At 71.3% G+C, this 19925-nt stretch carries 21 protein-coding genes and 1 pseudogene; 12 read left to right on the forward strand and 10 right to left on the reverse strand.

The annotated features are described in order from the left end of the window. Positions 1-14: 14 nt before the first annotated feature. Entirely contained in the window at positions 15-1121 is a 1107-nt protein-coding gene (locus tag ABZS42_RS26890) for a crosslink repair DNA glycosylase YcaQ family protein (RefSeq protein ID WP_355149841.1), read from the reverse strand. A gap of 117 nt (positions 1122-1238) precedes the next feature. Here ABZS42_RS26890 and ABZS42_RS26895 point away from each other — a divergent pair, with 117 nt between their 5' ends. The 4 genes from ABZS42_RS26895 to ABZS42_RS26910 all read left to right on the forward strand — a co-directional run bounded on the left by ABZS42_RS26895 (position 1239) and on the right by ABZS42_RS26910 (position 3883). Continuing rightward, positions 1239-1664: an Rrf2 family transcriptional regulator gene (locus ABZS42_RS26895; RefSeq protein ID WP_355149843.1), complete on the forward strand. Its 426-nt coding sequence runs from the start codon at positions 1239-1241 to the stop codon at positions 1662-1664. 51 nt (positions 1665-1715) lie between these two features. Further along, positions 1716-2924 (forward strand): globin domain-containing protein, encoded by a 1209-nt coding sequence (locus ABZS42_RS26900; protein ID WP_355149845.1) that lies wholly within the window; start codon positions 1716-1718, stop codon positions 2922-2924. Positions 2925-3001: 77 nt separating this feature from the next. Continuing rightward, positions 3002-3445: a group III truncated hemoglobin gene (locus ABZS42_RS26905; protein ID WP_355149847.1), complete on the forward strand. Its 444-nt coding sequence runs from the start codon at positions 3002-3004 to the stop codon at positions 3443-3445. A gap of 9 nt (positions 3446-3454) precedes the next feature. Next, positions 3455-3883 carry a hypothetical protein gene (locus ABZS42_RS26910; protein ID WP_355149849.1) on the forward strand — a complete coding sequence of 143 codons (429 nt, stop codon included), beginning with the start codon at positions 3455-3457 and terminating at the stop codon, positions 3881-3883. Between the two features lie 16 nt (positions 3884-3899). Here ABZS42_RS26910 and ABZS42_RS26915 read toward each other — a convergent pair whose 3' ends face one another. Then, positions 3900-4448: a DUF488 domain-containing protein gene (locus tag ABZS42_RS26915; protein ID WP_355149850.1), complete on the reverse strand. Its 549-nt coding sequence runs from the start codon at positions 4446-4448 to the stop codon at positions 3900-3902. A 162-nt stretch (positions 4449-4610) separates the two neighbouring features. Here ABZS42_RS26915 and ABZS42_RS26920 point away from each other — a divergent pair, with 162 nt between their 5' ends. After that, positions 4611-5813, forward strand: a complete 1203-nt coding sequence (locus ABZS42_RS26920; RefSeq protein WP_355149852.1) for a cytochrome P450 — start codon at positions 4611-4613, stop codon at positions 5811-5813. On the opposite strand, the gene ABZS42_RS26925 is transcribed toward ABZS42_RS26920, so the two are convergent. Continuing rightward, a complete protein-coding gene (locus ABZS42_RS26925) occupies positions 5800-6588 on the reverse strand; it encodes a hypothetical protein (RefSeq protein ID WP_355149853.1) in 789 nt (262 codons plus the stop codon). The two genes, ABZS42_RS26920 and ABZS42_RS26925, sit on opposite strands and share 14 nt — an antisense overlap. A gap of 121 nt (positions 6589-6709) precedes the next feature. Between ABZS42_RS26925 and ABZS42_RS26930 the strand changes: the two genes are divergently transcribed. Further along, the gene (locus tag ABZS42_RS26930) at positions 6710-7306 is read left to right on the forward strand and encodes a GNAT family N-acetyltransferase (protein WP_355149855.1); all 597 of its coding nucleotides are present in this window, start codon (positions 6710-6712) and stop codon (positions 7304-7306) included. Here the strand turns inward: ABZS42_RS26930 and ABZS42_RS26935 are convergent, their stop codons facing one another. Continuing rightward, positions 7307-7795, reverse strand: coding sequence for a MarR family transcriptional regulator (locus tag ABZS42_RS26935; protein WP_355149857.1), 489 nt, complete (start codon positions 7793-7795; stop codon positions 7307-7309). Positions 7796-7926: 131 nt separating this feature from the next. Here ABZS42_RS26935 and ABZS42_RS26940 point away from each other — a divergent pair, with 131 nt between their 5' ends. Together ABZS42_RS26940 and ABZS42_RS26945 are read left to right on the forward strand one after the other, a co-directional pair. Beyond that, positions 7927-8958, forward strand: a complete 1032-nt coding sequence (locus ABZS42_RS26940) for an LLM class flavin-dependent oxidoreductase (RefSeq protein ID WP_355149859.1) — start codon at positions 7927-7929, stop codon at positions 8956-8958. Between the two features lie 40 nt (positions 8959-8998). After that, positions 8999-9712 carry an NAD(P)-binding domain-containing protein gene (locus ABZS42_RS26945; protein WP_355149861.1) on the forward strand — a complete coding sequence of 238 codons (714 nt, stop codon included), beginning with the start codon at positions 8999-9001 and terminating at the stop codon, positions 9710-9712. Positions 9713-9791: 79 nt separating this feature from the next. Here the strand turns inward: ABZS42_RS26945 and ABZS42_RS26950 are convergent, their stop codons facing one another. Then, complete coding sequence (locus tag ABZS42_RS26950) at positions 9792-11642, reverse strand: CocE/NonD family hydrolase (RefSeq protein ID WP_355149863.1); 1851 nt, start codon at positions 11640-11642, stop codon at positions 9792-9794. 233 nt (positions 11643-11875) lie between these two features. Between ABZS42_RS26950 and ABZS42_RS26955 the strand changes: the two genes are divergently transcribed. The 3 genes from ABZS42_RS26955 to pdxY all read left to right on the forward strand — a co-directional run bounded on the left by ABZS42_RS26955 (position 11876) and on the right by pdxY (position 14716). Next, positions 11876-12829 (forward strand): acetamidase/formamidase family protein, encoded by a 954-nt coding sequence (locus ABZS42_RS26955; RefSeq protein ID WP_355149865.1) that lies wholly within the window; start codon positions 11876-11878, stop codon positions 12827-12829. A gap of 95 nt (positions 12830-12924) precedes the next feature. Continuing rightward, the gene (locus tag ABZS42_RS26960) at positions 12925-13788 is read left to right on the forward strand and encodes an ATP-grasp domain-containing protein (RefSeq protein ID WP_355149867.1); all 864 of its coding nucleotides are present in this window, start codon (positions 12925-12927) and stop codon (positions 13786-13788) included. A 76-nt stretch (positions 13789-13864) separates the two neighbouring features. Continuing rightward, complete coding sequence (gene pdxY / locus ABZS42_RS26965; protein ID WP_355149869.1) at positions 13865-14716, forward strand: pyridoxal kinase PdxY; 852 nt, start codon at positions 13865-13867, stop codon at positions 14714-14716. Positions 14717-14825: 109 nt separating this feature from the next. On the opposite strand, the gene ABZS42_RS26970 is transcribed toward pdxY, so the two are convergent. Both ABZS42_RS26970 and ABZS42_RS26975 read right to left on the reverse strand, forming a co-directional pair. Next, positions 14826-16127, reverse strand: coding sequence for a MalY/PatB family protein (locus tag ABZS42_RS26970; RefSeq protein WP_355149871.1), 1302 nt, complete (start codon positions 16125-16127; stop codon positions 14826-14828). A 46-nt stretch (positions 16128-16173) separates the two neighbouring features. Beyond that, positions 16174-17229, reverse strand: a complete 1056-nt coding sequence (locus ABZS42_RS26975) for a methyltransferase (protein ID WP_355149873.1) — start codon at positions 17227-17229, stop codon at positions 16174-16176. Between the two features lie 214 nt (positions 17230-17443). Here ABZS42_RS26975 and ABZS42_RS26980 point away from each other — a divergent pair, with 214 nt between their 5' ends. Further along, positions 17444-17803, forward strand: coding sequence for a hypothetical protein (locus ABZS42_RS26980; protein WP_355149875.1), 360 nt, complete (start codon positions 17444-17446; stop codon positions 17801-17803). A gap of 67 nt (positions 17804-17870) precedes the next feature. On the opposite strand, the gene ABZS42_RS26985 is transcribed toward ABZS42_RS26980, so the two are convergent. The 3 genes and pseudogenes from ABZS42_RS26985 to ABZS42_RS26995 form a co-directional block, all read right to left on the reverse strand. After that, positions 17871-18890 carry a LysR family transcriptional regulator gene (locus tag ABZS42_RS26985; RefSeq protein WP_355149877.1) on the reverse strand — a complete coding sequence of 340 codons (1020 nt, stop codon included), beginning with the start codon at positions 18888-18890 and terminating at the stop codon, positions 17871-17873. Next, on the reverse strand, positions 18877-19776 hold the full coding sequence (locus ABZS42_RS26990) for an SDR family oxidoreductase (RefSeq protein ID WP_355149879.1): 900 nt from the start codon (positions 19774-19776) through the stop codon (positions 18877-18879). The genes ABZS42_RS26985 and ABZS42_RS26990 overlap by 14 nt, the downstream gene beginning before the upstream one ends. A gap of 55 nt (positions 19777-19831) precedes the next feature. Then, a pseudogene (locus ABZS42_RS26995) lies at positions 19832-19925 on the reverse strand (3-ketoacyl-ACP reductase); the annotation flags it as partial.

A 19925-nucleotide genomic window follows, 5' to 3' on the forward strand; every position in this document is an offset into this window, starting at 1 on the left:
CGCCCCACCCACGATCAACGTGTGCTCGTCGGCACCAGGGCCAGCCGGAGCCAGGCCGCCAGGTCCTCGATCTCACGGCGTACCGCGGTGGTCATCGCCGGAGTGAACGGCACGTCCTGGTACAGGGCGTTCACCCGGAGCACACCGGCCCTGCGGTCGGCCGTGGCGTCGAGCTTCCCGACCAGCCGGTCCCCGTGCAGGATGGGCATCGCCCAGTAACCCCAGCGGCGCTTCGCGGGCGGCTTGTACATCTCCAGCTGGTAGTCGAACTCGAACAGTTCCGCTATCCGCGTGCGGTCGAAGACGAGCCGGTCCAGGGGCGACAGCAGCGCCGTCCGAGCCTTGAACGCCTGGTCCAACAGCTCGGGGTCGATCCGCCACCGACCTTTCACGCCCTCGACGACGGCGGGTTCGCCGGCCGTGCGAACGTCGTTCGGCTCGCCCGGGCACACCGGCGCACGTTCGCGGGCGATCCCCAGCGCCCGCAACCGGCGCTCGTTCCGGATCCGCATCGCCTCGTCGTGCGGCACCACCTCGTCCGGGTAGATCCGCTCGGCGAGGTCCCACAGCCGGTCGGCGCCGCGCCGCCCGGCGGCCGCGACCTCGCCCCGCTGGACGAGGAGGTCGAGCAGTTTGGTGACGTTGCGGTTGTTGGTCCAGCCGGAGGAGCGCCAGGGGACCACGCAGGTGTCCGGTAGCTCGCGCGAGATCAGTGGCTCGTCGGCGCGGAGCCGGGCGAGGATGTCCAGCCGGCAGCCGTTGTTCGCGGCCACCCAGTCCTGCAGGTCCTCCTGCCATTCGCGCAGTGGGGGACGGCCGGGCCAGTCGGCCATCTCGGCCCGGTAGAGAGCGAGGTCCCCGGGCGGCCGGATGAAGCCGTGCAGCTCCAGCAGGGTCTGCTCGTCGAGCGCGTCGCGGAGCTGCCCGGGGGAGTACGAGAAGCCGAGCCGGCTCCACAGGACCAGGTCGGCGCTGGGCGCGACGGCCGCGGTCAGGTCGTTCTGCACCAGCGTCAGCTGGCCTACGACCTCGAACATTCCGATCGGCCGGTGCGCGTCCAGCAGTTGGGCGCGCACGGCGAGGCGACGCGCATCGGTACGGGACAGCGTGTGCACGGTCACCCAGCCTAGGCGGGCGGGTGCACCGGTGGGGGTGCGCCGGCGCGGGCCCGGTGAGGCGGGCGTGAACCGACCCACATAACAGGACTCTGAGATACCTGTTTTTGTTAGCCTGCCGATGTGCAGCTCAATCAGTCGACGGACATCGGTCTCCGAGTCGTGATGCTCATGGGGACCCGAGACGGTAGGACCACGGTCGACGAACTGGCGCAGTCCCTCGCGGTGCCACGGAACCACCTCGCGAAGATCGTCCAGCGACTCCAGCATCTGGGGCTGATCGAGACGATCCGCGGCCGTGGCGGTGGCGTCCTGCTCGCGGACGGCGCGACCTCGGTGAGCATCGGTGGCCTCATCCGCCGGCTCGAAGCCGACGAGGAGGTGGTCAGGTGCGACACACCCGCCTGCCCGCTGCGGGCCGGTTGCCGGCTCCGTGGCGCCCTCCGCCGCGCGCAGGAGGCCTTCTACGCCAGCCTCGACGAGGTGACCATCGGCGATCTGCTGCACCCGCCGACCCGGGATCTGCTCCTGTCGCTCACCAGCAGGTGAGTGGCGGGACCCGCCCGAGTCACTGATCCACCACAGCTGATCGGAGAAACCGTGCTGTCCGACAAGCACGAAGCGACCGTGCGCGCCACGCTGCCCGCCGTCCGCGCACACATCGAAACAATCACCGGGCTCTTCTACGACACCATGCTCACCGAGAACCCCGAACTGCTACGCCTGTTCAGTCGTAGCGCGCAGGCCAGCGGGGAGCAGCGCAAGGCGCTCGCCGGTGCCGTGGTCGCCTTCGCGGCGGATCTGGTGGGCGAGGGGACGCCCTTCGATCCGGTGGTGCGCCGCATCGCCCACCGGCATGCCTCGCTCGGCATCCGGCCGGAGCAGTACACGATCGTCGGTCGATACCTGCTGAACGCGGTCGGCGCCGTGCTCGGCGACGCGGTCACTCCCGAGGTGGCCGCCGCCTGGGACGAGGTCTACTGGCTGTTCGCCTGCCGCCTGATCGGCCTGGAGGCCCGGCTGTACGCCGACACCGAGGTCGACCCGGATCATCCGTGGCGCGAGGTGGTGGTGAGCCACCGACGCGAGGAGGCGCAGGACACCGTCTCGTTCGTGTTGACCAGCGCCGACGGGTCGCCGACGCCGAGCTATCGGGCCGGCCAGTACGTCAGTGTCGCCGTCGACCTGCCGGACGGCGGCCGGCAGATCCGCCAGTACTCGCTGTCCCAGGCCGCCCACGGGTTGGGCGGGCTGCGGATCACCGTGCGTCGGGTGCGGGGCGTCGGCGGGGCGCCCGACGGGCTCGTGTCGAGCCATCTCGTCGACCACGTTCGTGCCGGGGACCGGCTGGCGGTGAGCGCTCCCTACGGAGATCTCACCCTGACCGCCGGAACCGCACCGTTGGTGCTGGTCAGCGCCGGCGTCGGGATCACGCCGATGGCCGCCATCCTCGACCACGTCTCCCGGGCGGAACCGAACCGCGATGTCGTCGTCGCACACGCCGAACGCAGCCCCGAACGGCACTGCCTGCGACCCGACATCATCGGCAGCGGAGCCCGGCTGCGCTCCTTCCGGCATCTGGTCTGGTACGAGCAGCCCACGCCGCGCGAGTTCGACGGGTCGACCGAGGTCCGCGCCGGACGGATCGATGTCGACGAGATCCCGCTGACCCCGGAGGCGCAGGTGTACCTGTGCGGACCGCTCCCGTTCATGCAGGCGGTCCGCGGCCGGCTCCGGGAGCTTGGCGTCCCCGGCACCCGGATCCGGTACGAGGTCTTCGGCTCCGACGCGTGGGCCGGTAGCCGCTGACCAGGGCTCGGGTCGAGGTTCCGGGGCTGTCCGGAACCTCGACTCCGACGCCCGCCCGTGAGAAAGGAGCGCCGGAGATGGCGAGCGACATCACCGACCGCAGCGACATCGCCGGTATCGTCACCGACTTCTACTCCCGCGCCTTCGCCGACGACCTGCTCGGGCACGTCTTCGTCGACGTGGCGAAGCTCGACCTCGACCGGCACCTCCCGATCATGTGTGACTTCTGGGCGACCGTGATCTTCAAAGCCGGCACCTACCGGCGTAACGCCCTTCAGCTCCACTTCGATCTGCACCGGCTGGAACCGCTGACCGAACGGCACTTCACGCGTTGGCTCGCGCTCTGGGCCGCCACCATCGACGACCGGCACGCCGGGCCCCACGCCGAGTACGCGAAGCTCCAGGCCGGTCGGATCGCCGGGTCGATGCGACGCCGGCTGGCCGGTCGTCCGCCCGGCCGGAGCCCCGTCCCGGTGGCCGGTCCGACCCTCCAAGCGCACGAAGACCCGCCGCAGGGATAGGAGATGTCGATGAGCCCGCCGTCAGCCCTCGCCACCGCTGTGGTCTTCGTCTGGCTCGGGATGGTCCTGGCCATCTCGTTCCTCGAGGCGCCGCTGAAGTTCCGCGCGCCCGGAGTCACGGTGCCCATCGGGCTCGGCATCGGACGCCTGGTCTTCCGGGCGCTCAACGTGATCGAAGCCTGCTTCGCGCTGACCCTGCTCGCGACCGTCGTCCTCGGGCCGGCGTCCGGCGCCGTCGTGGGGGTGGCCGGCCTGGCGGCGGTGGCGCTGCTGCTGCAACTCGCCGCGGTCCGGCCACGGTTGAATTCCCGGACCAAGCGGGTGCTCGCGGGTGAGGACGCGCCCCGCTCCGGGAGCCACCTCGGCTACGTGGTGCTGGAGGTGGCGAAGGTGGGCACGTTGCTCACGCTCGGCATCTTGCTGCTCGCCACCCCGTAGCGCGGCGTGGCTGCGCTCAGCCGCCGATCCACTCGACAAGTCCGTCCGGACGCAGCCGGGCACCGGCCGCCACGGGATGCGGCGCCAACCGTCCGTCCGGCATGAGGTGGCGTACCGGCACGGCACGGCTCAGGATCGTGACGTCGGCGATCAGCCGGCGATGACAACGCCACCAGACGCTCTCGCTGCACATGACCGCGGTCCGGTCCGACGCGGCCTGTTCGAGCACGAGGTCCAGCGCTGCCAGGAACGGTGGTGTACGGGTGTATGCGGCGTAGGCGCGGAACGCGGGGACGGTCCACCACACGTCGTGCGCCGGCGTCCCGGCCGGCAGGTGCCGTCGGCCACCGAGGCGCTCCTCCCAGCGGTATTCGATCCCCAGTTCCGGCAGCCACTGCGCCAACGCGTCGCGCCGGACGTCGGGGTTGGCGCGGCTGCCGGGAAAGCGGCGTACATCGACTACCAGTTTCACGGCGGCGTCGGCCAGCAGGCGGCCGAGCGCGGCACGGGGCAACGGTCCGTGGCCGACCGTCAGTAGGGCCGGCGTGTCTTCTGCCGCCTGCATGACCAGATCATCTCGCGTTGCCGTTCGTGGCGCCGGTTTTCCCCGGTCTCCCTGCCGTGACGCCTGCCCGCCGAGACCGAGGCAGAGGTTGAGGCCGAGCACAGCGCGAGCGCCGCCAGGCATGATGCAAGACGGCAATCCATCTACAGGGGAGGCACGGGGATGGACCTTCAGACCGCGCTGGCGTCGCTGTTCCTGCCGGAAGGACGCGTCGACCCGTACCCGGCCTACGACGTGATCCGGGCGCACTCACCGGTCTTCCAGGCGCCCGACGGCCGCTGGTTCGTCACCACCCACGCGCTCACGAACCGGCTGCTGCGCGAGCCGACCCTGCGCATCGCCGACGCCACCGACTACGACGGTTTCTGGCCCGACTGGCGGCGTAACCGCGGTGTCGCCTCGATCGTGCTGTCCATGCTGCAGACCAACCCGCCGGAGCACGGCCGGGTACGCCGTGCGGCCTCGGCCACCTTCACGGCCCGCCGGGTCGCCGAGATGCGCGACGTCATCGCGGGGCAGGCCGAGGACCTGATCAAGTCGATGCCGGCCAGTGCGGACTTCATGAGCGCTTTCGCGTTCCCGCTGCCGATCGGGGTGATCTGCGCGCTGCTCGGCATCCCGGAGGCGGACCGGCTGTGGTTCCGGCAGCGGGCCGCGGACCTGACCGTGGTGCTGGAGCCGATCAGCACGGAGGAGGAGATGCGGCTCGCCGACGTGGCGGGCCGGGAACTCGAGGCCTACTTCGTCGACCTGATCGAGGAGCGTCGCCGGGCCCCACAGGAGGACCTGACGAGCGCGCTGGTCGCCGTGCACGACGAGACCGGCGGTATCGGCTTGACCGGCGAGGAGCTGCTCGCCAACCTGGTGCTGCTGCTCGTCGCCGGCTTCGAGACCACCACGAACCTGCTCGGCACCGGCATCAAGCTCCTGCTGGAACGTCCCGAGCAGGCGGACCGGTTGCGGGCCGACCCGAACCTCGCGCCGGCCTTCGTCGAGGAGATCCTGCGGTACGACTCCCCGGTGCAGCTCACCGGCCGGCTCACGACCGTGCCACTGGATCTCGGCGACGGGCTGAGCCTCCCGGGCGGCGCAGACGTCACCATGCTGCTCGGCGCCGCCAACCGGGACCCGGCCCGCTACCCGGACCCGCACCGGTTCGACCCGGGCCGTCCGAACATCCAGCCGGTCTCGTTCGGTGGCGGCGCACACTACTGCCTCGGGGCGCCGCTGGCCCGGCTGGAGGCCCAGGTCGCGTTCCCGCTGCTGCTGGCGATGCTGCCCCGGCTGAGCCTGGCCGGTCCGGCCGTGCGCCGCGACCGTCTGGTGCTGCGCGGCTACGCCACGCTGCCGGTCACCACCGGCTGATGCCGAGGTCGGTGCAGTACGCGATCGTCGCGTCGTCCGCCGGCACCGCGTGACGTGCCTCCGCCTGCCGGACCCGACGGATTATCTCGGCGGGGCCGCTGGACGCGAGGACCGTCAGAACCTCCGGCCAGTCGGCGAGGGCGAACCGGTCCACGATGCGGCTGGCTCCGTTGCTGAGCAGTACGGCGCCGGCCAGCCCGGCGGCCGGGCAGCTGCCGGTGATCGCCTGCTCGGCCGCGCGCGGGTCGTCCTTGGCGACCCAGAAGCCGCCCGGCTGGTTCCGGTTGGCGCGCAGTTCCCGCAGCAGCCGGTGGTACTCGTCGCTGCCTGCGACGGTGGCTTCGATCGCGGACCGGTACGACCGGCTGATGACCACTTCGCGCGGGTCGGTGACGACGAGCGGCGTATCGCCGGCCCGGTCGAGGACGAGCACCGAGTCGCCGAGCACCAGGTGGTCGACGAGGCCGTCGGCGACGCGCAGGATGGCGACGGTGGCCGAGGGACTGACGGGGTCGGCGACGTCGCAGGTGTCCCGGTGATCGTCCGTCACCTGCTCGATGGCCTCGGCGAGCAGCGCCGGGAGGCTGCGGTCGCGCACGAGTGACACGAGGCCGAGCAGGCGGCCACCGAGGCGGGTGGCGTACCAGGCCACGCCGTGCCGGCAGATCGATTCCGCGCCCGGGATGCCGGCGCCGTCGATCAGCACCGCCGCCGTCGGCACGGCGCCGGTGAAGTCCTCGTTGACCCGGCCGGTCCCTGCCACAGCGGTCGTCATTGTCACCCGCATGCCCGGTGCCACCTCTCGCCGATCGGGGCGCGGGCGGGCAGCCGCCGCGCGGTCGGAGCGTACGCATGAGAACTTGACACGCGAGGCGGCCGCCGGGAAAGGATGGGTGGTGGACTCAGCCCTCTCGACGCCGCCCGCCATCCCCGCCGGCACGTTGGCCGCCGGCCCGCAACCCGTGCTCGCGGCCCCGGCCGATCTGCTGCTGCGGCCCTGGGAACCGACCGACGTGCCGGTCTTCCTCGCCGCCTATCGTGACCCCGAGATCCAGCGGTGGCACACCCGCCGGCCGGCGTCCGAGGAACAGGTCCGGGAGTGGTTCGACCGGTATCGCCGGGACTGGGCGCAGGAGAGCGGCGCGCATTGGGCCGTGACCCGCGGTGGGGGCGAGGTGCTGGGGCGCATCGCGATGCGGGGGATCGACCTCGATGACGGTGTCGCCGAGTGCGCGTACTGGGTGCTCCCGGCCGCCCGTGGTGCGGGTGTGGCGTCCGGCGCGCTCACGGCCTTGAGCGTCTGGGCCCTCGGCGACGCCGGCTTCCACCGCCTGGAGTTGGATCACTCGACCCGTAACCTGGGCTCCTGCCGGGTGGCCGTCAGGTCCGGCTTCCGTCTGGAGGGCACCAAGCGGAGCGACGCCGTCCACTCCGACGGCCGACACGACATGCACCTGCACGCCCGCATCCGGGGCGACGAACAGACTGCTTGATCATTTCGCCTGCCGGGCGTCGAGGTGGGCGCGCAGCGCCGCGGCGATCTCGCCGGCGGCGAGGAGTTGTTCCGGGGTGAGCGCGTCGACGAAGAGTTCGCGGATGGCGCGCAGATGCGGAACGGTGGATCCGCGGAACGCCTCGGCGCCCGCCGCCGTGAGGTGGACCTCCGCTCCGCGCGGATCGGTCGCGCACTCCTGCCGGCGGATGAGGCCACGCCGCTCCATCCGCCCGAGGTGATGGGAGAGCCGGCTGCGTTCCCAGCCGATGTGCGCCGCGAGTTCGGAGGAGCGCATCTGCTGTTCCGGGGCTTCGGTGAGGGCGAGCAGTACGGCGTAGTCGCCCGGCGACAACGCGGAATCGCTCTGGAGGCGTGACGCGATTCGGGACCGGAGCACGTCCGTCGTCTCGATGAAGTCGCGCCAGATCCGGAGCTCCTCCGCGGTCGGCAGTTGGCGTCCGTGCTGCCGCGGTGTGTCCTTCGTCATGCTCGCTCCCGGGTTGACATGTCAATTCCACGCTAACATGTTTGACATGTCAATCGTCGAGGGAGTTCGACGGTAGCGGGTAACCACCCGGTGATGCGAGCATCGCCACCAGGCCGAGAAGGAGTCCGCAAATGTCTGATCTCGAGTTCGGTCTCGACACCTTCGGTGACGTACCGGAGGACGACGCCGGTAGGCCCGTCTCCCACGCCGCGGCGATCCGGCAGGTCGTCGAGGAGGCGGTGCTCGCGGACGACCTCGGCGTCGATGTCATCGCCCTCGGCGAGCACCACCGGCCGGAGTACTCGGTGTCGACGCCGGAGACCGTGCTGGCGGGAATCGCCACCCGTACCTCGCGCATCCGGCTCGCGTCCGGCGTGACCGTGCTGAGTTCGGACGACCCGGTCCGGGTGTTCCAGCGCTTCGCGACGGTGGACGCGCTGTCGAACGGGCGCGCCGAGGTCATCCTCGGACGCGGCTCGTTCACCGAGTCCTTCCCGCTGTTCGGCTACGACCTGCGCGACTACGACGTGCTCTTCGAGGAGAAGATCGAGCTGTTCGCGAAGCTGCTGGAGGAGAAGCCGATCACCTGGAGCGGCAGCGTACGTGCCCCGCTCGAGAACGCCGACGTCTTCCCGAAGACCGAATCGGGTCACCTCGACACCTGGGTGGGCGTCGGTGGTTCGCCGCAGTCGGTCGTGCGTACCGCCCACTACGGTTTCCCGCTGATGCTCGCCATCATCGGCGGCAGTCCCGAGCGCTTCGCGCCCTACATCGACCTGTACCGGCGGGCGGCCGAACAGTTCGGCACGACCGCGTACCCGGTCGGGATGCACTCGCCGGGCTTCATCGCCGACACCGACGAGCAGGCGAAGGAACTGTTCTGGCCGTACTACCGGGTCATGCGGGATCGGATCGGCAAGCTGCGCGGCTGGCCGCCGATCCGCCGCGAGGAGTTCGACTCCGAGGTGGCGCACGGATCCCTCTACATCGGCTCGCCGGAGACCGTGGCCCACCGCATGGCGGGCGCCATCCGCAGCCTCGGCGTCGGCCGGTTCGACCTGATCTACACCGCGGGCGCGCAGCCGGTGAGCGCCCGGATGCGCGCCGTGGAGCTGTACGGCAGCAAGGTGATCCCGATGGTCCGCGACATCCTGGCCGGCTGACCGGAGCAACGGACGTCAGATCAGTATCCGGAAGGAAGACATGGACGACAGCGTCCGGAACGCGCCACAGACCCTCGGCATCCTCGGTGCCGGCAAGGTGGGCACCGTGCTCGCCCGCCTCGCCGTCGCCGCCGGCTACCGGGTGCTCATCGCCGGTTCCGGTGACCCGGCGAGGATCGCCCTCACCATCGAGGTGCTCACACCCGGAGCCGTCGCCACCACCGCGGCCGACGCCGCCGGCGCCGACATCGTGATCCTCGCCCTTCCGCTGGGCAAGTACCGCGGCATTCCCGTTGAGGCGTTGCGCGGCAAGCTCGTCGTCGACGCCATGAACTACTGGTGGGAGATCGACGGCATCCGCGACGACCTCACCGACCCGCGCACCTCGTCCAGCGAGACCGTCCAGGCGTTCCTGCCCGACTCCCGCGTCGTCAAGGCGTTCAACCACATGGGATATCACGACCTCGAGGACGAGGCGCGGCCCGCCGGTGCCGCCGGCCGCAAGGCCATCGCGATCGCCGGCGACGACACCGCCGACCTCGCGGTCGTAGCCTCCATCGTCGACCGGCTCGGCTTCGATCCGGTCGTCGCCGGCCCGCTGGCCGAGGGCGTACGGCTCGAACCGGGTAGCGAGCTGTTCGGCGCCGACGTGAGCGCCGACGAGGTACGGGCCATGCTCGACCGTTTTCCCGACTCGGAACGCGGGCGGACCGTTGCCGCCGCGCGAGCCGGAAGCCCGGAGGGGGCGGCCTGACGGACGAACGGGCCCCTCACCAGGAAGATGCTGGTGAGGGGCCCGCCGGCTGGTCTACCCGATCGGCGGTGCTTCCTGGTCAGAAGCCCAGGGCGGCCTTGCCTCCGACGACCGGAAGGGTCACGGTGCTGCCGTTCAGGTACACCGTGATCTCGCTGCCGATAGCGGCGGTGTCACGTGCCGGCCGGTTCGACGTCGGGTTCGCGTCGTAGTTTCCGGTGATGACGAGCCCGATCCGGTGCCCGGCCGGGATCACGTGCTCGGACGGAAGGGTCTTCCACTTCACGTTGTACTGCTTGCCGGGCGTCAGTGGCTGGCTCCGCCGGAGGTCCGGCGAGTTCTTGACGTCGATGTGTCCCCAGGCCAGGACGCGCTCGGGAGTGATCGCGACATCGGTCTCCATCGGCTCGGCGCACCCGGTCCGGCTGGCCAGGTCCTCCGGCTCGCACGGCTCCTGGACCACCTCCAGCGGGTCCTTGCCCGCCACGGTGACGGTCGGTCCCGCGCCGTAGTCGACGAGCATTGCCGACAGCAGCGCGGTCTCGGCCGTCGTCGACATCCGGACCGCCAGCTCGGGCGTGCCGGACAGGCGTACGTCGGACGCGAGCGGCGGAGTCACGTAGGCGAGCCGGCCCGGCTTGGCCTGCTCGGCATCACCGACCTTGATCGCCTGCGACTCGCGCTGGTCGACGAAGCTCTGCGTGGGGTTGCCGCTCGGATTGTGCGGAGAGAGCGTGCCCGCCGCGTCGGCCGTGGCGGGGCCGAAGCGCAGGTCGACCTTCTTCGCGCTCGCGTCCGGCCAGGTCGAGTGGGTCTCCCAGCTGCCGTCGGGACGCTGGATGTCCGCCATCGGCTCGTCCATGACCCCGTTCGGGATGTCGTACAGCCAGTAGTCCATCCACCGGTGCATGACCGCCTGCCACTCCGCCGGGCGGAAGCTGGTCGGGTTCACGTGCGCGCCCCGGTGGATCCAGATCTTGCGGGGCATGTTGCGCTTCTCGATCTCGTGCCACAGGTCGGCGAAGTGCATGGTCTTGACGTTGAAGTCGGTCAGACCGTGCACCATGAAGACGGACGTACCGGCCGTCTTGATGTTGTTGGCGTCCGGCAGGTAGTTCCGTTCCTGCCAGAACGGGGTGAAGTCGGAGTCGCTGGCCTCCTCGGCGTCGCCGATCCCGGTGATGACCGACTCGCAGGCCGGTGCCGACGCCGAGCCGGGGAGTGTCCGGCCGACGGAGACGTAGTCGGCGAGGTACTCGGTGTACCGGAAGTCGACGTTCTCGCTCCAGGTCGACCAGGCCACCCCCTGGTCGTTCACGTACCGGTACCAGCTGGAGATCGCGGAGATGGGCACCACGGTCCGCAGGCCGGGCACGCCCTGGGTGGCGACGGCGTTGGGCAGGGTGCCGACGTACGAGACGCCCTGCATGCCCACGTTGCCGGTGCTCCAGTCGGCGACCGCCACGCTCCCGTCGTGGTGGAAGCCGGGGGCGCGGCCGTTGAGCCAGTCCACGACCGCCTTGGCGCTGATCGTGTCCTCCGGCCCACCGGTGGTGGGGCAGCCGAACGACCGCGAGGTGCCCTGCATCTCCACCTGGACGATCGCGTAGCCCCGGGGAACGAAGTACTCGTCCCACCAGCCGGGGAAGCCGCGGGTCTGATCCGGCAGTGGGTCACCGGCGTCCCGGCCGTAGTACGGGCTGGCCTCCATGATGGTGGGCACCCGCATGCCCGCCTCGGTCTCCGCCGGCCGGATCACGTCGACCTCGATCAGATCCCGGCGGCCGTCGGCGTCGCTGTCCATCGGCGCCTCGACGTAGACGACCTCCTGAATTGCCTCGTCGTACGAGAAGACCGGCTGGGTCACCCCGTTCTCGAGCACGATGCTGGGCGCTTTCACCTCGGCGCTCGCCACTGCGGGCGCACTCACGATCGCCATTCCGACGATCGCTCCGACGGCTGTCAATCGCCGCGCAAATCCCATGCCCCTACCTCCGTCAGCTCCAGAGACACATGGCTGATGAATGGTCATCGATATCTGTCGGCCGGGTCAATGACCATCCGTAGTGGTTGGGCTCTGCTCTGTTACGACATATGTCGTGCCGCACCGGTCGGCGGGGCGGGGGCTACCCCGATCCCCGGGTCAGCAACTAGCCTTCGCGGATGCGACACATCCTCGCGCCAGGCGACGAGACGCTGCACGGACACTTCTCCCCCGACCTTCCACCGGTGCTCACCATCGACGCGGGCGACACCGTCACCTACCGCACCCTGGACTGCTGGTGGTCGGCCGGACCGTACGAGGGAGGGCGGAACCGGGATCGGGCCCGGGTCCCGCAGCACCAGCCGGACCACGGACACGCGCTGATCGGTCCGGTCGCGGTCCGCGGGGCCCGCGCCGGCCAGACCCTCGAGGTACGCATCGATGCGGTCGTCCCGGCGAGCTGGGGAACCACCGTGGCCGGCGGCTGGCCGAGCGGTTTCAACGAGCGGTACGGCGTCGAGGACCACGGGGTGGTGCACGCCTGGGAGCTCGATCCGGTGGCGATGCTCGGCCGTAACCAGCACGGGCACACGGTGGCGCTGCGCCCCTTCATGGGGGTGCTCGGTATGCCGCCAGCTGAGCCGGGTCTGCACTCGACGGTCCCGCCCCGTCCGTGGGGCGGCAACCTGGACTGCAAGGAGCTGACCGCCGGCAGCACCCTGTTGCTGCCGATTCCGGTCGACGGGGCGCTGTTCTCGGTGGGGGACGGACACGCGGCGCAGGGCGACGGGGAGGTCGGCGGCACCGCGATCGAGTGCCCGATGGACGAGGTGAGCCTGACCGTCGACGTACGTGACGACTTCCCGATCACCGGCCCGGTGGCGCGTACCGCGGACGCCTGGTTGACGCTCGGCGTCGGCGCGACCCTCGACGACGCCACCTTCATGGCGCTGGACTCGATGCTGACCCTGATGCAGCGGCAGTACGGGATCAGCCGCCCCGACGCGGTGGCGCTGGCCAGCGTCGCGGTCGACGTACGGGTGACGCAGATCGTCAACCAGACCGTCGGCGCGCACGCGGTGCTCCGCGACGGCGCGTTGCGCTCGACCCCGATGCCGCGCGCCGACGGGTGACAGCGCTACCGGCTAAGGCCCGGCCGGAGGTGGCGCACCCGTCGTGGCGGGCACCCGATGGAGGCGGTGCGGTCGGGCCGGGCAGTATCCGGAGCATGTTGCTACTCGTTCCCTCGGATCCGCTGCGGCCGCGCCGTCCCGATGAGCATTTCGCCGCGGAGGCGCGGGCGGCCCGGGACGCCGGTCTGAACGTCGCCATGGTTGATCATGATGTGCTGGCTCGGGGCGAGGAACCGGAGCGAGCGGTGCCGTCCCTGCCCGCCGGGGAGACCGCCGTCTACCGGGGCTGGATGCTCGCCGGCGATCGGTACGGTGCGCTCGCACAGCTGCTCGCCGAGCGTGGCGTGACGATGCGTACGAGTGCGGAGCAGTACCGGCGGGCACACGAGTTGCCCGGCTGGTATCCGGCGCTGGCACCGGTGACGCCGCGTTCGGTGTGGACGACCGACGCGCGCCGTGCGGACTTCGACCGCGCGCGGCTCGAGTTCGGCGCCGGCCCCGTGGTCCTGCGCGACTACGTGAAGTCGACGAAGCACCACTGGGACGAGGCGGCGTTCGTCCCGGACGTCTCGGACGCCGACCACGCGTGGCGGGTGGCCTCCCGGATGAGGCAGCTGCGGGACGACGACTTCGTCGGCGGGTTCGTGCTGCGGGAGTTCGAGACGTTCACCTCGGCGGAGGTGCGGACCTGGTGGGTGGAGGGCAGGTGTGTCCTGGTGGGACCGCACCCGGACACCCCGGAGGCGCGACCGCCGCACCGGCTCGACCTGGACTGGCTCGTCCCGTTCGTCGGTGCGGTGGCCCTGCCGTTCGTCACCGTGGACCTCGCGTTGCGCGTCGACGGGGTGTGGCGGGTCGTGGAACTCGGTGACGGGCAGGTCAGCGACCGGCCCGCCAGCGTCGCGCCCGCGGAGATCATCACGGCGCTGGCCGGGGGAGAGGCGGCCGTCCGGGCCTGAGCCGTCGGAAGTGGGTCACCCGACAGATGCGGCGGTCCGTGCGTACGACGCCGCCGGCAACCGCCATGATGGGCCGGTGAAAATCTTGTCCATCCAGTCTTCGGTCGCGTACGGCTACGTCGGCAACTCGGCGGCCGTCTTCCCCCTGCAGCGGCTCGGACACGAGGTCTGGCCGGTGCTGACCGTTCACTTCTCCAACCACACCGGGTACGGCGCGTGGCGTGGGCCGCTGCTGGCACCCGCCGACGTGGCCGAGGTGATCGCCGGCATCGAGGACCGCGGGGTCCTCGGAAGCGCCGACGCGGTGCTGTCGGGCTACCAGGGCGACCCGGCGATGGGTACGGTGATCCTCGAAACGGTGGAGAAGGTCAAGGCGATCAACCCGAACGCGGTGTACTGCTGCGACCCGGTGATGGGCGATGCCGGCCGTGGGATGTTCGTCCGACCCGGCATCCCGGTGTACCTGCGCGACGTGGTCGTCCCGCGCGCGGACATCATCACCCCGAACCACTTCGAGCTGGACTTCCTCGCCGGCCGGACGACGAACTCGTTGGCGGAGGTGCTGGACGCGGTCGACACGGTGCGCGCCACCGGGCCGCGGCACGTCCTGGTCACCAGCGTGCTGCACGGCGACGTGCCGGAGGGGTCGCTGGAGGTGGTCGCGGTCTCGGACGAGGGCGCCTGGGCCGTCACCACGCCGCTGCTGCCGATCAACCCGAACGGCGGCGGCGACATCACCGCCGCGCTGTACCTGGCACACCTGTCGACGACGGGCTCACCCGCGACGGCACTGGAGCGCACCATCGCCTCCGTCTTCGCCGTACTCGAGGCAACCCTCGCGGCGGGCACCCGGGAGATCCAGCTGATCGCGGCCCAGGACGCGATCGCCGAGCCACCGGCGAGATTCACCGCCCGGCGGCTGCGCTGACCCGGCGGACTGCGGGCGTCACGTCCGGTCCGTAGGGAGGTGTCGAGCACCAGGACGGGGATGAGCCGTCACCGTGCTGCCGGGACCGGTCACGACGCCTCGGCTGTCATCACCGGTCGGGCCGGAACGTCTGAGCCTCAAGCTGGGCGATGCCCTCGAGCGCCTCGCCCATCCGAGTGACGGCGTCGGTGAGGATCGCGGGCGAGGTGGCGAAGTTGAGTCGTACGAAGCCCGCGCCGCCGGTGCCGAAGACGTGCCCGGAGCTGAGGGCGACCCGTGCGCGGTCCAGGAACATCCTCGCGGGCCCGGCGAGGTCGCTGGCCACGCCGGGCGCACCGGTCGGCGGCGGTGTGGCGATGCCCAGCCGGGTGCAGTCCAGCCAGGCGAGGTAGGTGCCCTCGGGGCGGTGGTAGGTGACGGCGGGCAGGTGTTCCGCGAGCAGTGTCCCCAGCAGCGTGCGGTTGCCGTCGAGACCGTCGAGGAGGAGGTCGAGCCATTGCCCGCCGGCGCGGAACGCGGCGGTGTGGGCGAGTGCGCCCAGGTGGCTGGGGCCGTGGCTGACTTCTTCCGGCATGCGGTCGAGGTCGGCGACGGCCCGCGGCCCGGCGATCGCGAGCGCCGCCTTGAGGCCGGCGAGGTTCCACGCCTTCGAGGCGGAGGTGAGGGCGAAGGCGTCTTCGGCACCGGCCACCGTGAGGTACGGCGTGAAGTGTGTCCCGGGAAGCACGAGTGGGGCGTGGATCTCGTCGGAGATCACCCGCAGGCCGTGTCGGCCGGCCAGCTCGGCGACGACCTGCAGCTCGTCCCGGCGGTGCACGACTCCGGTCGGGTTGTGCGGGTTGCACAACAGGAACGCCGGCCGGCGGCCGCAGGCGCGGGCCCGGCCGAACGCCTCGTCGAGAGCGGCGTGGTCCAGCCGCAGGTCCGGCCCGAGCGGAGCCTCGATCACCTGCCGGTCGGCGTGCGTGACGAAGGCGTAGAAGGGCGGGTACACGGGCGAGCAGACCACCACGGCGTCTCCCGGGTCGGTCACGAGCCGGAGCACCTCGACGATGCCCATCATCACGTCGGGTACGACGGTGGTGTGGTCGACGCGGAAGTCGTGCCAGTCCCAGCGCCGGGCCGCGAAGTCCCCGAGCGCCTCGGCGTACGCCGTGCCGTACGAGTAGCCGGTGTCGCCGAGGTCGATCGCGCGGCGCAGCGCGTCGGCGACCGGGGGAGCGAGGGGTGTGTCCTGCTCCGCGACCCAGAGCGGCAGCACGTCGGGCGGGTACATCCGCCACTTCACGCTGGTGCGCCGGCGGAGCTCGTCCAGCGTGAGCACGGTCAGCGGATTCCGGGCGGTCGAGCCGCCGGTGTCGGTGGCCGCACCAGCGGCTTCGTCCGCTCTCGGAGCCCTAGCGCCTGCCATGTCGTCCACTTTGGGCGTACGTCGAGGTTCCCTCTCGTAGGTCCACTCAGGCCGGTCCGGCGACGATCAGCCCGGCCGGCGCGGCCAGCGGTCGATACTCCACGAGCCGCCACCCGGTCGCGTCGAGCCACTGCTGCGCGTCACCCGCCTCGTAGGTGTCGCCGCCGCTGATGATGAGGAACTCACCCCCGCCGAGGCGGGTCGCGGGGTGAGGCGCCGAGGCGTCGCGCCACCAGTCGACCAGCAGCAGCCGGCCGTCCGGCGTCACGACGTCGCGTAGCCGGGCCAGTAGTTCGAGGTTGCGCTCCGGAGGGAACAGGTGCAGGAAGTTGGCCACGATCACCACGTCGTGCCCGTCCGGCAGCGGATCGGCGAACGCGTCCGCGCCCACCAGGTCGAGCCGGTCGGCGAAGGCGTCACCGGCGATCTTCTCCCGGGCCACCGCCACCACCTCGGGCAGGTCGAGCAGGGTCGCGGTGAGGTGCGGGTATGCCCCGAGGAGGGGCTTGGCGAAGGTGCCGATGCCGCCACCCACGTCGAGCACCCGGCGGTGGGGGCTGAAGTCGTACGTCTTGGCGAGGTCGACGGCCGTCTCCGCGGTCACCAGAGCCACCGACGCCTCGTACGCCTGGACCTGTTCCTCGGTGAGGTCGCCCCGGACGCCCTGCCGGGTGCGGAACGCGGTGGACGCCCGGGACCAGGCCGAATAGCTGACCAGGTCCCAGTAGGTCAGCATGGGACGCATGTCGAGCGGGCCGCGCTCGGCGAGGAACGCCTCGGTGTCGGGGGCGTTGCGGTAACGCTCACCGTCGTGTTCGAGCAGACCGGTGGGCACCAGCAGGTCGGCGAGCGCGCGGGCGCTGCGCACCGGGATCCGGCAGCGTTCGGCGATGGCCGGCGCGGTCGCGCCCTCGGCGGGAATGGCGGCGAAGAGGCCGACCTCGGCGGCGACGAAGAGCGCCTTGGCGGTCATGAAACCGGCCGCCACGCCGGTGATCCGCGCGGGGCTCAGTGGCGCTGCCGGGGCCGGGCCGTTCGGGGCCTGCCGCTCGGGCCCGTCGGACGGCGGTATGAACACACGCTGGATCTGCTGCTCGGCCACGCGCCCCCCGAAGATGGTCGATCATCTATGCATGTCGCCTCATGCTACGGCGAGGCAGCGGGCGTAGCCACCCCCTCGGGAGTCGTGCTCGGTCGATGCGATGGTCGGGATTCCCGCGCCGAGCGACGCGTTGTGACGACTGCCGGCGGCTCGGCAGCAGTTCACCGACGGTGTCGAAGACGACGTCGGGGCCGGCACGGCCTAGCCTGGGGGCATGTTCGAAGCCGGCAGCCGCGCGCGCGGCCAGCCACCTCCGCCGGGCGTCGTCTTCGAAGCGCTCACCGAGCCCGACCTGGATCCGGCGCGTCCCTGGCTGCGCCTGCTCGACGACGAACAGTCGCCGCAGATCCTGCGCGCCGACCGTCCGCACCTGGTCGTCTGGTCATCGCTCTGGCCCCGGCGGCCGGACGCCCAGGTACGTTTCGATCTTGAGCCCGACGGCGGTGCCGGCACGCGGCTGCGCTGGACGCTGCTGGTCGCCGAGCCCTTGCCCGACGCGTCGTTGCTGGGACACCTGCGCAAGCGGCTCAACGTACTGATCAACGCGAACCTGCGCTACACCTTCGGCCAGTAGGCGGCCCCACGGCCGGCGGCGTGCCGCAGCCGGGGATTCCCTGCGTGCGGCGATCGCACGGGTGGAGCTACTCGGATCCGGTGTCCGGCTCCAGGTGCTCGTCGACCATCTCCAGCAGCGCCGCGGTGGCCGCGGTGATCCGCCGGCTGCTCGGGGTCGCCACGTGCAGCGACCACTCCAGCGACTGGCAGGTCAGCGGCAGGGTCCTGAGATCGTCCCTGGCCGACGCCATCCGGGCGGGCAGGAAGGCCACCCCCAACCCGTGGCCGACGAACTCCGCGGCCACCGCCACGTCGCTGACCTCCATCGCGATGACGCGTCGCAGTCCGGCGGCGGCGAATGCCTGGTCGATCGCCGTGCGGTTGGCGTAGCCCACCGGGTAGTCGATGAACCGCTCGTCCGCGACCTCCGGCAGGTCGACGGTGTCCCGGTCCGCCAGCGGGTGCGTGGCGGGTACGGCCAGCACCTGCGGCAGGCGCAGCAGCCGGCGGGTACGTAGCTCGGGGAACGGGCGACCAGCGAGGCCGAGGAAGGCCACGTCGAGTTCCCCGACCGTCAGTGACCTGGCCAGACCGGCTGACCCGTCCGACTCCGCCGTTCGCAGCCAGAGCCGGACCAGCGGGTACCGGGCGTGGAACTCGCCCAGCAAACCCGCGAAGTCGATCCCGCCGACGCCGCTGAGACAACCCACGGCGATGGTGCCGCGGAGTTCCTTGCCGACCTGCTGAACCGCGTCCCGGGCCGCGCGGGCGGTGTCCAGGGTCGCCCGGGCCTTCGGCGCCAGCGCTTCCCCGGCGGCGGTCAGCGCCACTCGCCGGGAGTTGCGTTCGAAGAGCACCGCGTCCAGTTCCCGCTCCAGTGCGGAGATCGCAGCCGAGACGGCCGACTGGACGACGTGCAGCCGGTTGGCCGCCCGGGTGAAACTCTGCTCGGCCGCGACCGCGAGGAAGTACTCCAGCTGCCTCAGTTGCAGGCCACCAGGTTCCGAGGAACGGTCCGCCCGGGACCGCCGGGCGTCGCGTCCGGTACGGCGCGACGCCTCGGCGACCCTGGTCCGGGTGCCCGGTCCGAACTCAGCGGGGGGCAAGGTGTGGTCCGAGCAGGTCGGCCAGCCCGATCCGGGTGAGCAACTCGGCCCGTACCCGATCGGCGACCGCGTTGACCACCTCGGCCCCGTCGTCGGAGGGATCGATGTGCCTGCGAAACGGGCGCTTGCCGGCGGGCGTGTCCACCACCTCGACGATGGCCGCGGCGACCGACTCGACGTTCGCGTCCGGCGGTTCGATCGCGGCCAGCCGCTGGCCGACCTGCTCCAGCAGCCCGGGGTACAGCACGTTGTACGCGGCGACGGTCGCCTGGTCGGTGGGGTGGCCCCCGTTGGCGAAATGGTTCGTGCCCTTGGTGAAGGCGCCCGGGACGATGATCGAGGTCTCGATGCCGAACCGGGCGAGCTCGGCGGCGTAGCTGACCGCCAGCGCGTCCATGGCGGCCTTCGCGGCGAAGTACGGCGCCAGGTAGGGCGGGGTGCCACCACGGGTGCTGGAGCTGCCGACCCAGACCACGAGACCGCTGCGCTGGGCCCGAAGGTGCGGCAGAGCGGCCCGGTTGAGGCGCTGGGTGCCGAGCACGTTCGTGTCGTAGACCGCGGCGAACTCCTCGGGGGTGAAGGCCTCGGCCGGGCCGGTGACCATGTGGCCGGCGTTGTGGATCAGGACGTCCAACCGGCCCTGTTCGGCCAGCACGGTGGCGATCGCGGCGTCCGCCGACGGCTGCGACAAGACGTCGAGTTCCAGCGTGCGCAGGTCGACACCGTGCTCGGTGCCGTACGCCTCGGCGTCGGCGACGGCCCGGACGTTGCGTCCGGCCCGGTCGCGCATCCCGGCGTACACGGTGTGACCGGCGTGGGCCAGCGCCCGGGCGGTGAGTGCGCCGAATCCGCTGGTCGCGCCGCTGATGAGGATGATCTTGCTCATGTCGGAAACCTCGGATCTGGTGAGGGGGAAGGTTCTCGGGTGTGGGGTGGAGCGGTCAGATGGCGCCGCCGTTGGCGTACACCACCTGGCCGTTGATCCACCGGCCCGGGCCGGCGAGGAACGCCACGATCGGGGCGACGTCCTCCGGC

It is taken from the genome of Micromonospora sp. NPDC005367, from assembly GCF_040606825.1.
Taxonomy (GTDB): Bacteria; Actinomycetota; Actinomycetes; order Mycobacteriales; family Micromonosporaceae; genus Micromonospora.

Coding starts and splice junctions, on each gene's coding strand:
- ABZS42_RS26955 (WP_355149865.1), top strand. CDS start 11,876: ATGCGACACATCCTCGCGCCAGGCGACGAGACGCTGCACGGACACTTC.
- ABZS42_RS26910 (WP_355149849.1), top strand. CDS start 3,455: ATGAGCCCGCCGTCAGCCCTCGCCACCGCTGTGGTCTTCGTCTGGCTC.
- ABZS42_RS26905 (WP_355149847.1), top strand. CDS start 3,002: ATGGCGAGCGACATCACCGACCGCAGCGACATCGCCGGTATCGTCACC.
- ABZS42_RS26945 (WP_355149861.1), top strand. CDS start 8,999: ATGGACGACAGCGTCCGGAACGCGCCACAGACCCTCGGCATCCTCGGT.
- ABZS42_RS26920 (WP_355149852.1), top strand. CDS start 4,611: ATGGACCTTCAGACCGCGCTGGCGTCGCTGTTCCTGCCGGAAGGACGC.
- ABZS42_RS26970 (WP_355149871.1), bottom strand. CDS start 16,127: ATGGCAGGCGCTAGGGCTCCGAGAGCGGACGAAGCCGCTGGTGCGGCC.
- ABZS42_RS26980 (WP_355149875.1), top strand. CDS start 17,444: ATGTTCGAAGCCGGCAGCCGCGCGCGCGGCCAGCCACCTCCGCCGGGC.
- ABZS42_RS26990 (WP_355149879.1), bottom strand. CDS start 19,776: ATGAGCAAGATCATCCTCATCAGCGGCGCGACCAGCGGATTCGGCGCA.
- ABZS42_RS26940 (WP_355149859.1), top strand. CDS start 7,927: ATGTCTGATCTCGAGTTCGGTCTCGACACCTTCGGTGACGTACCGGAG.
- ABZS42_RS26925 (WP_355149853.1), bottom strand. CDS start 6,588: ATGACGACCGCTGTGGCAGGGACCGGCCGGGTCAACGAGGACTTCACC.
- ABZS42_RS26935 (WP_355149857.1), bottom strand. CDS start 7,795: ATGACGAAGGACACACCGCGGCAGCACGGACGCCAACTGCCGACCGCG.
- ABZS42_RS26960 (WP_355149867.1), top strand. CDS start 12,925: ATGTTGCTACTCGTTCCCTCGGATCCGCTGCGGCCGCGCCGTCCCGAT.
- ABZS42_RS26915 (WP_355149850.1), bottom strand. CDS start 4,448: ATGCAGGCGGCAGAAGACACGCCGGCCCTACTGACGGTCGGCCACGGA.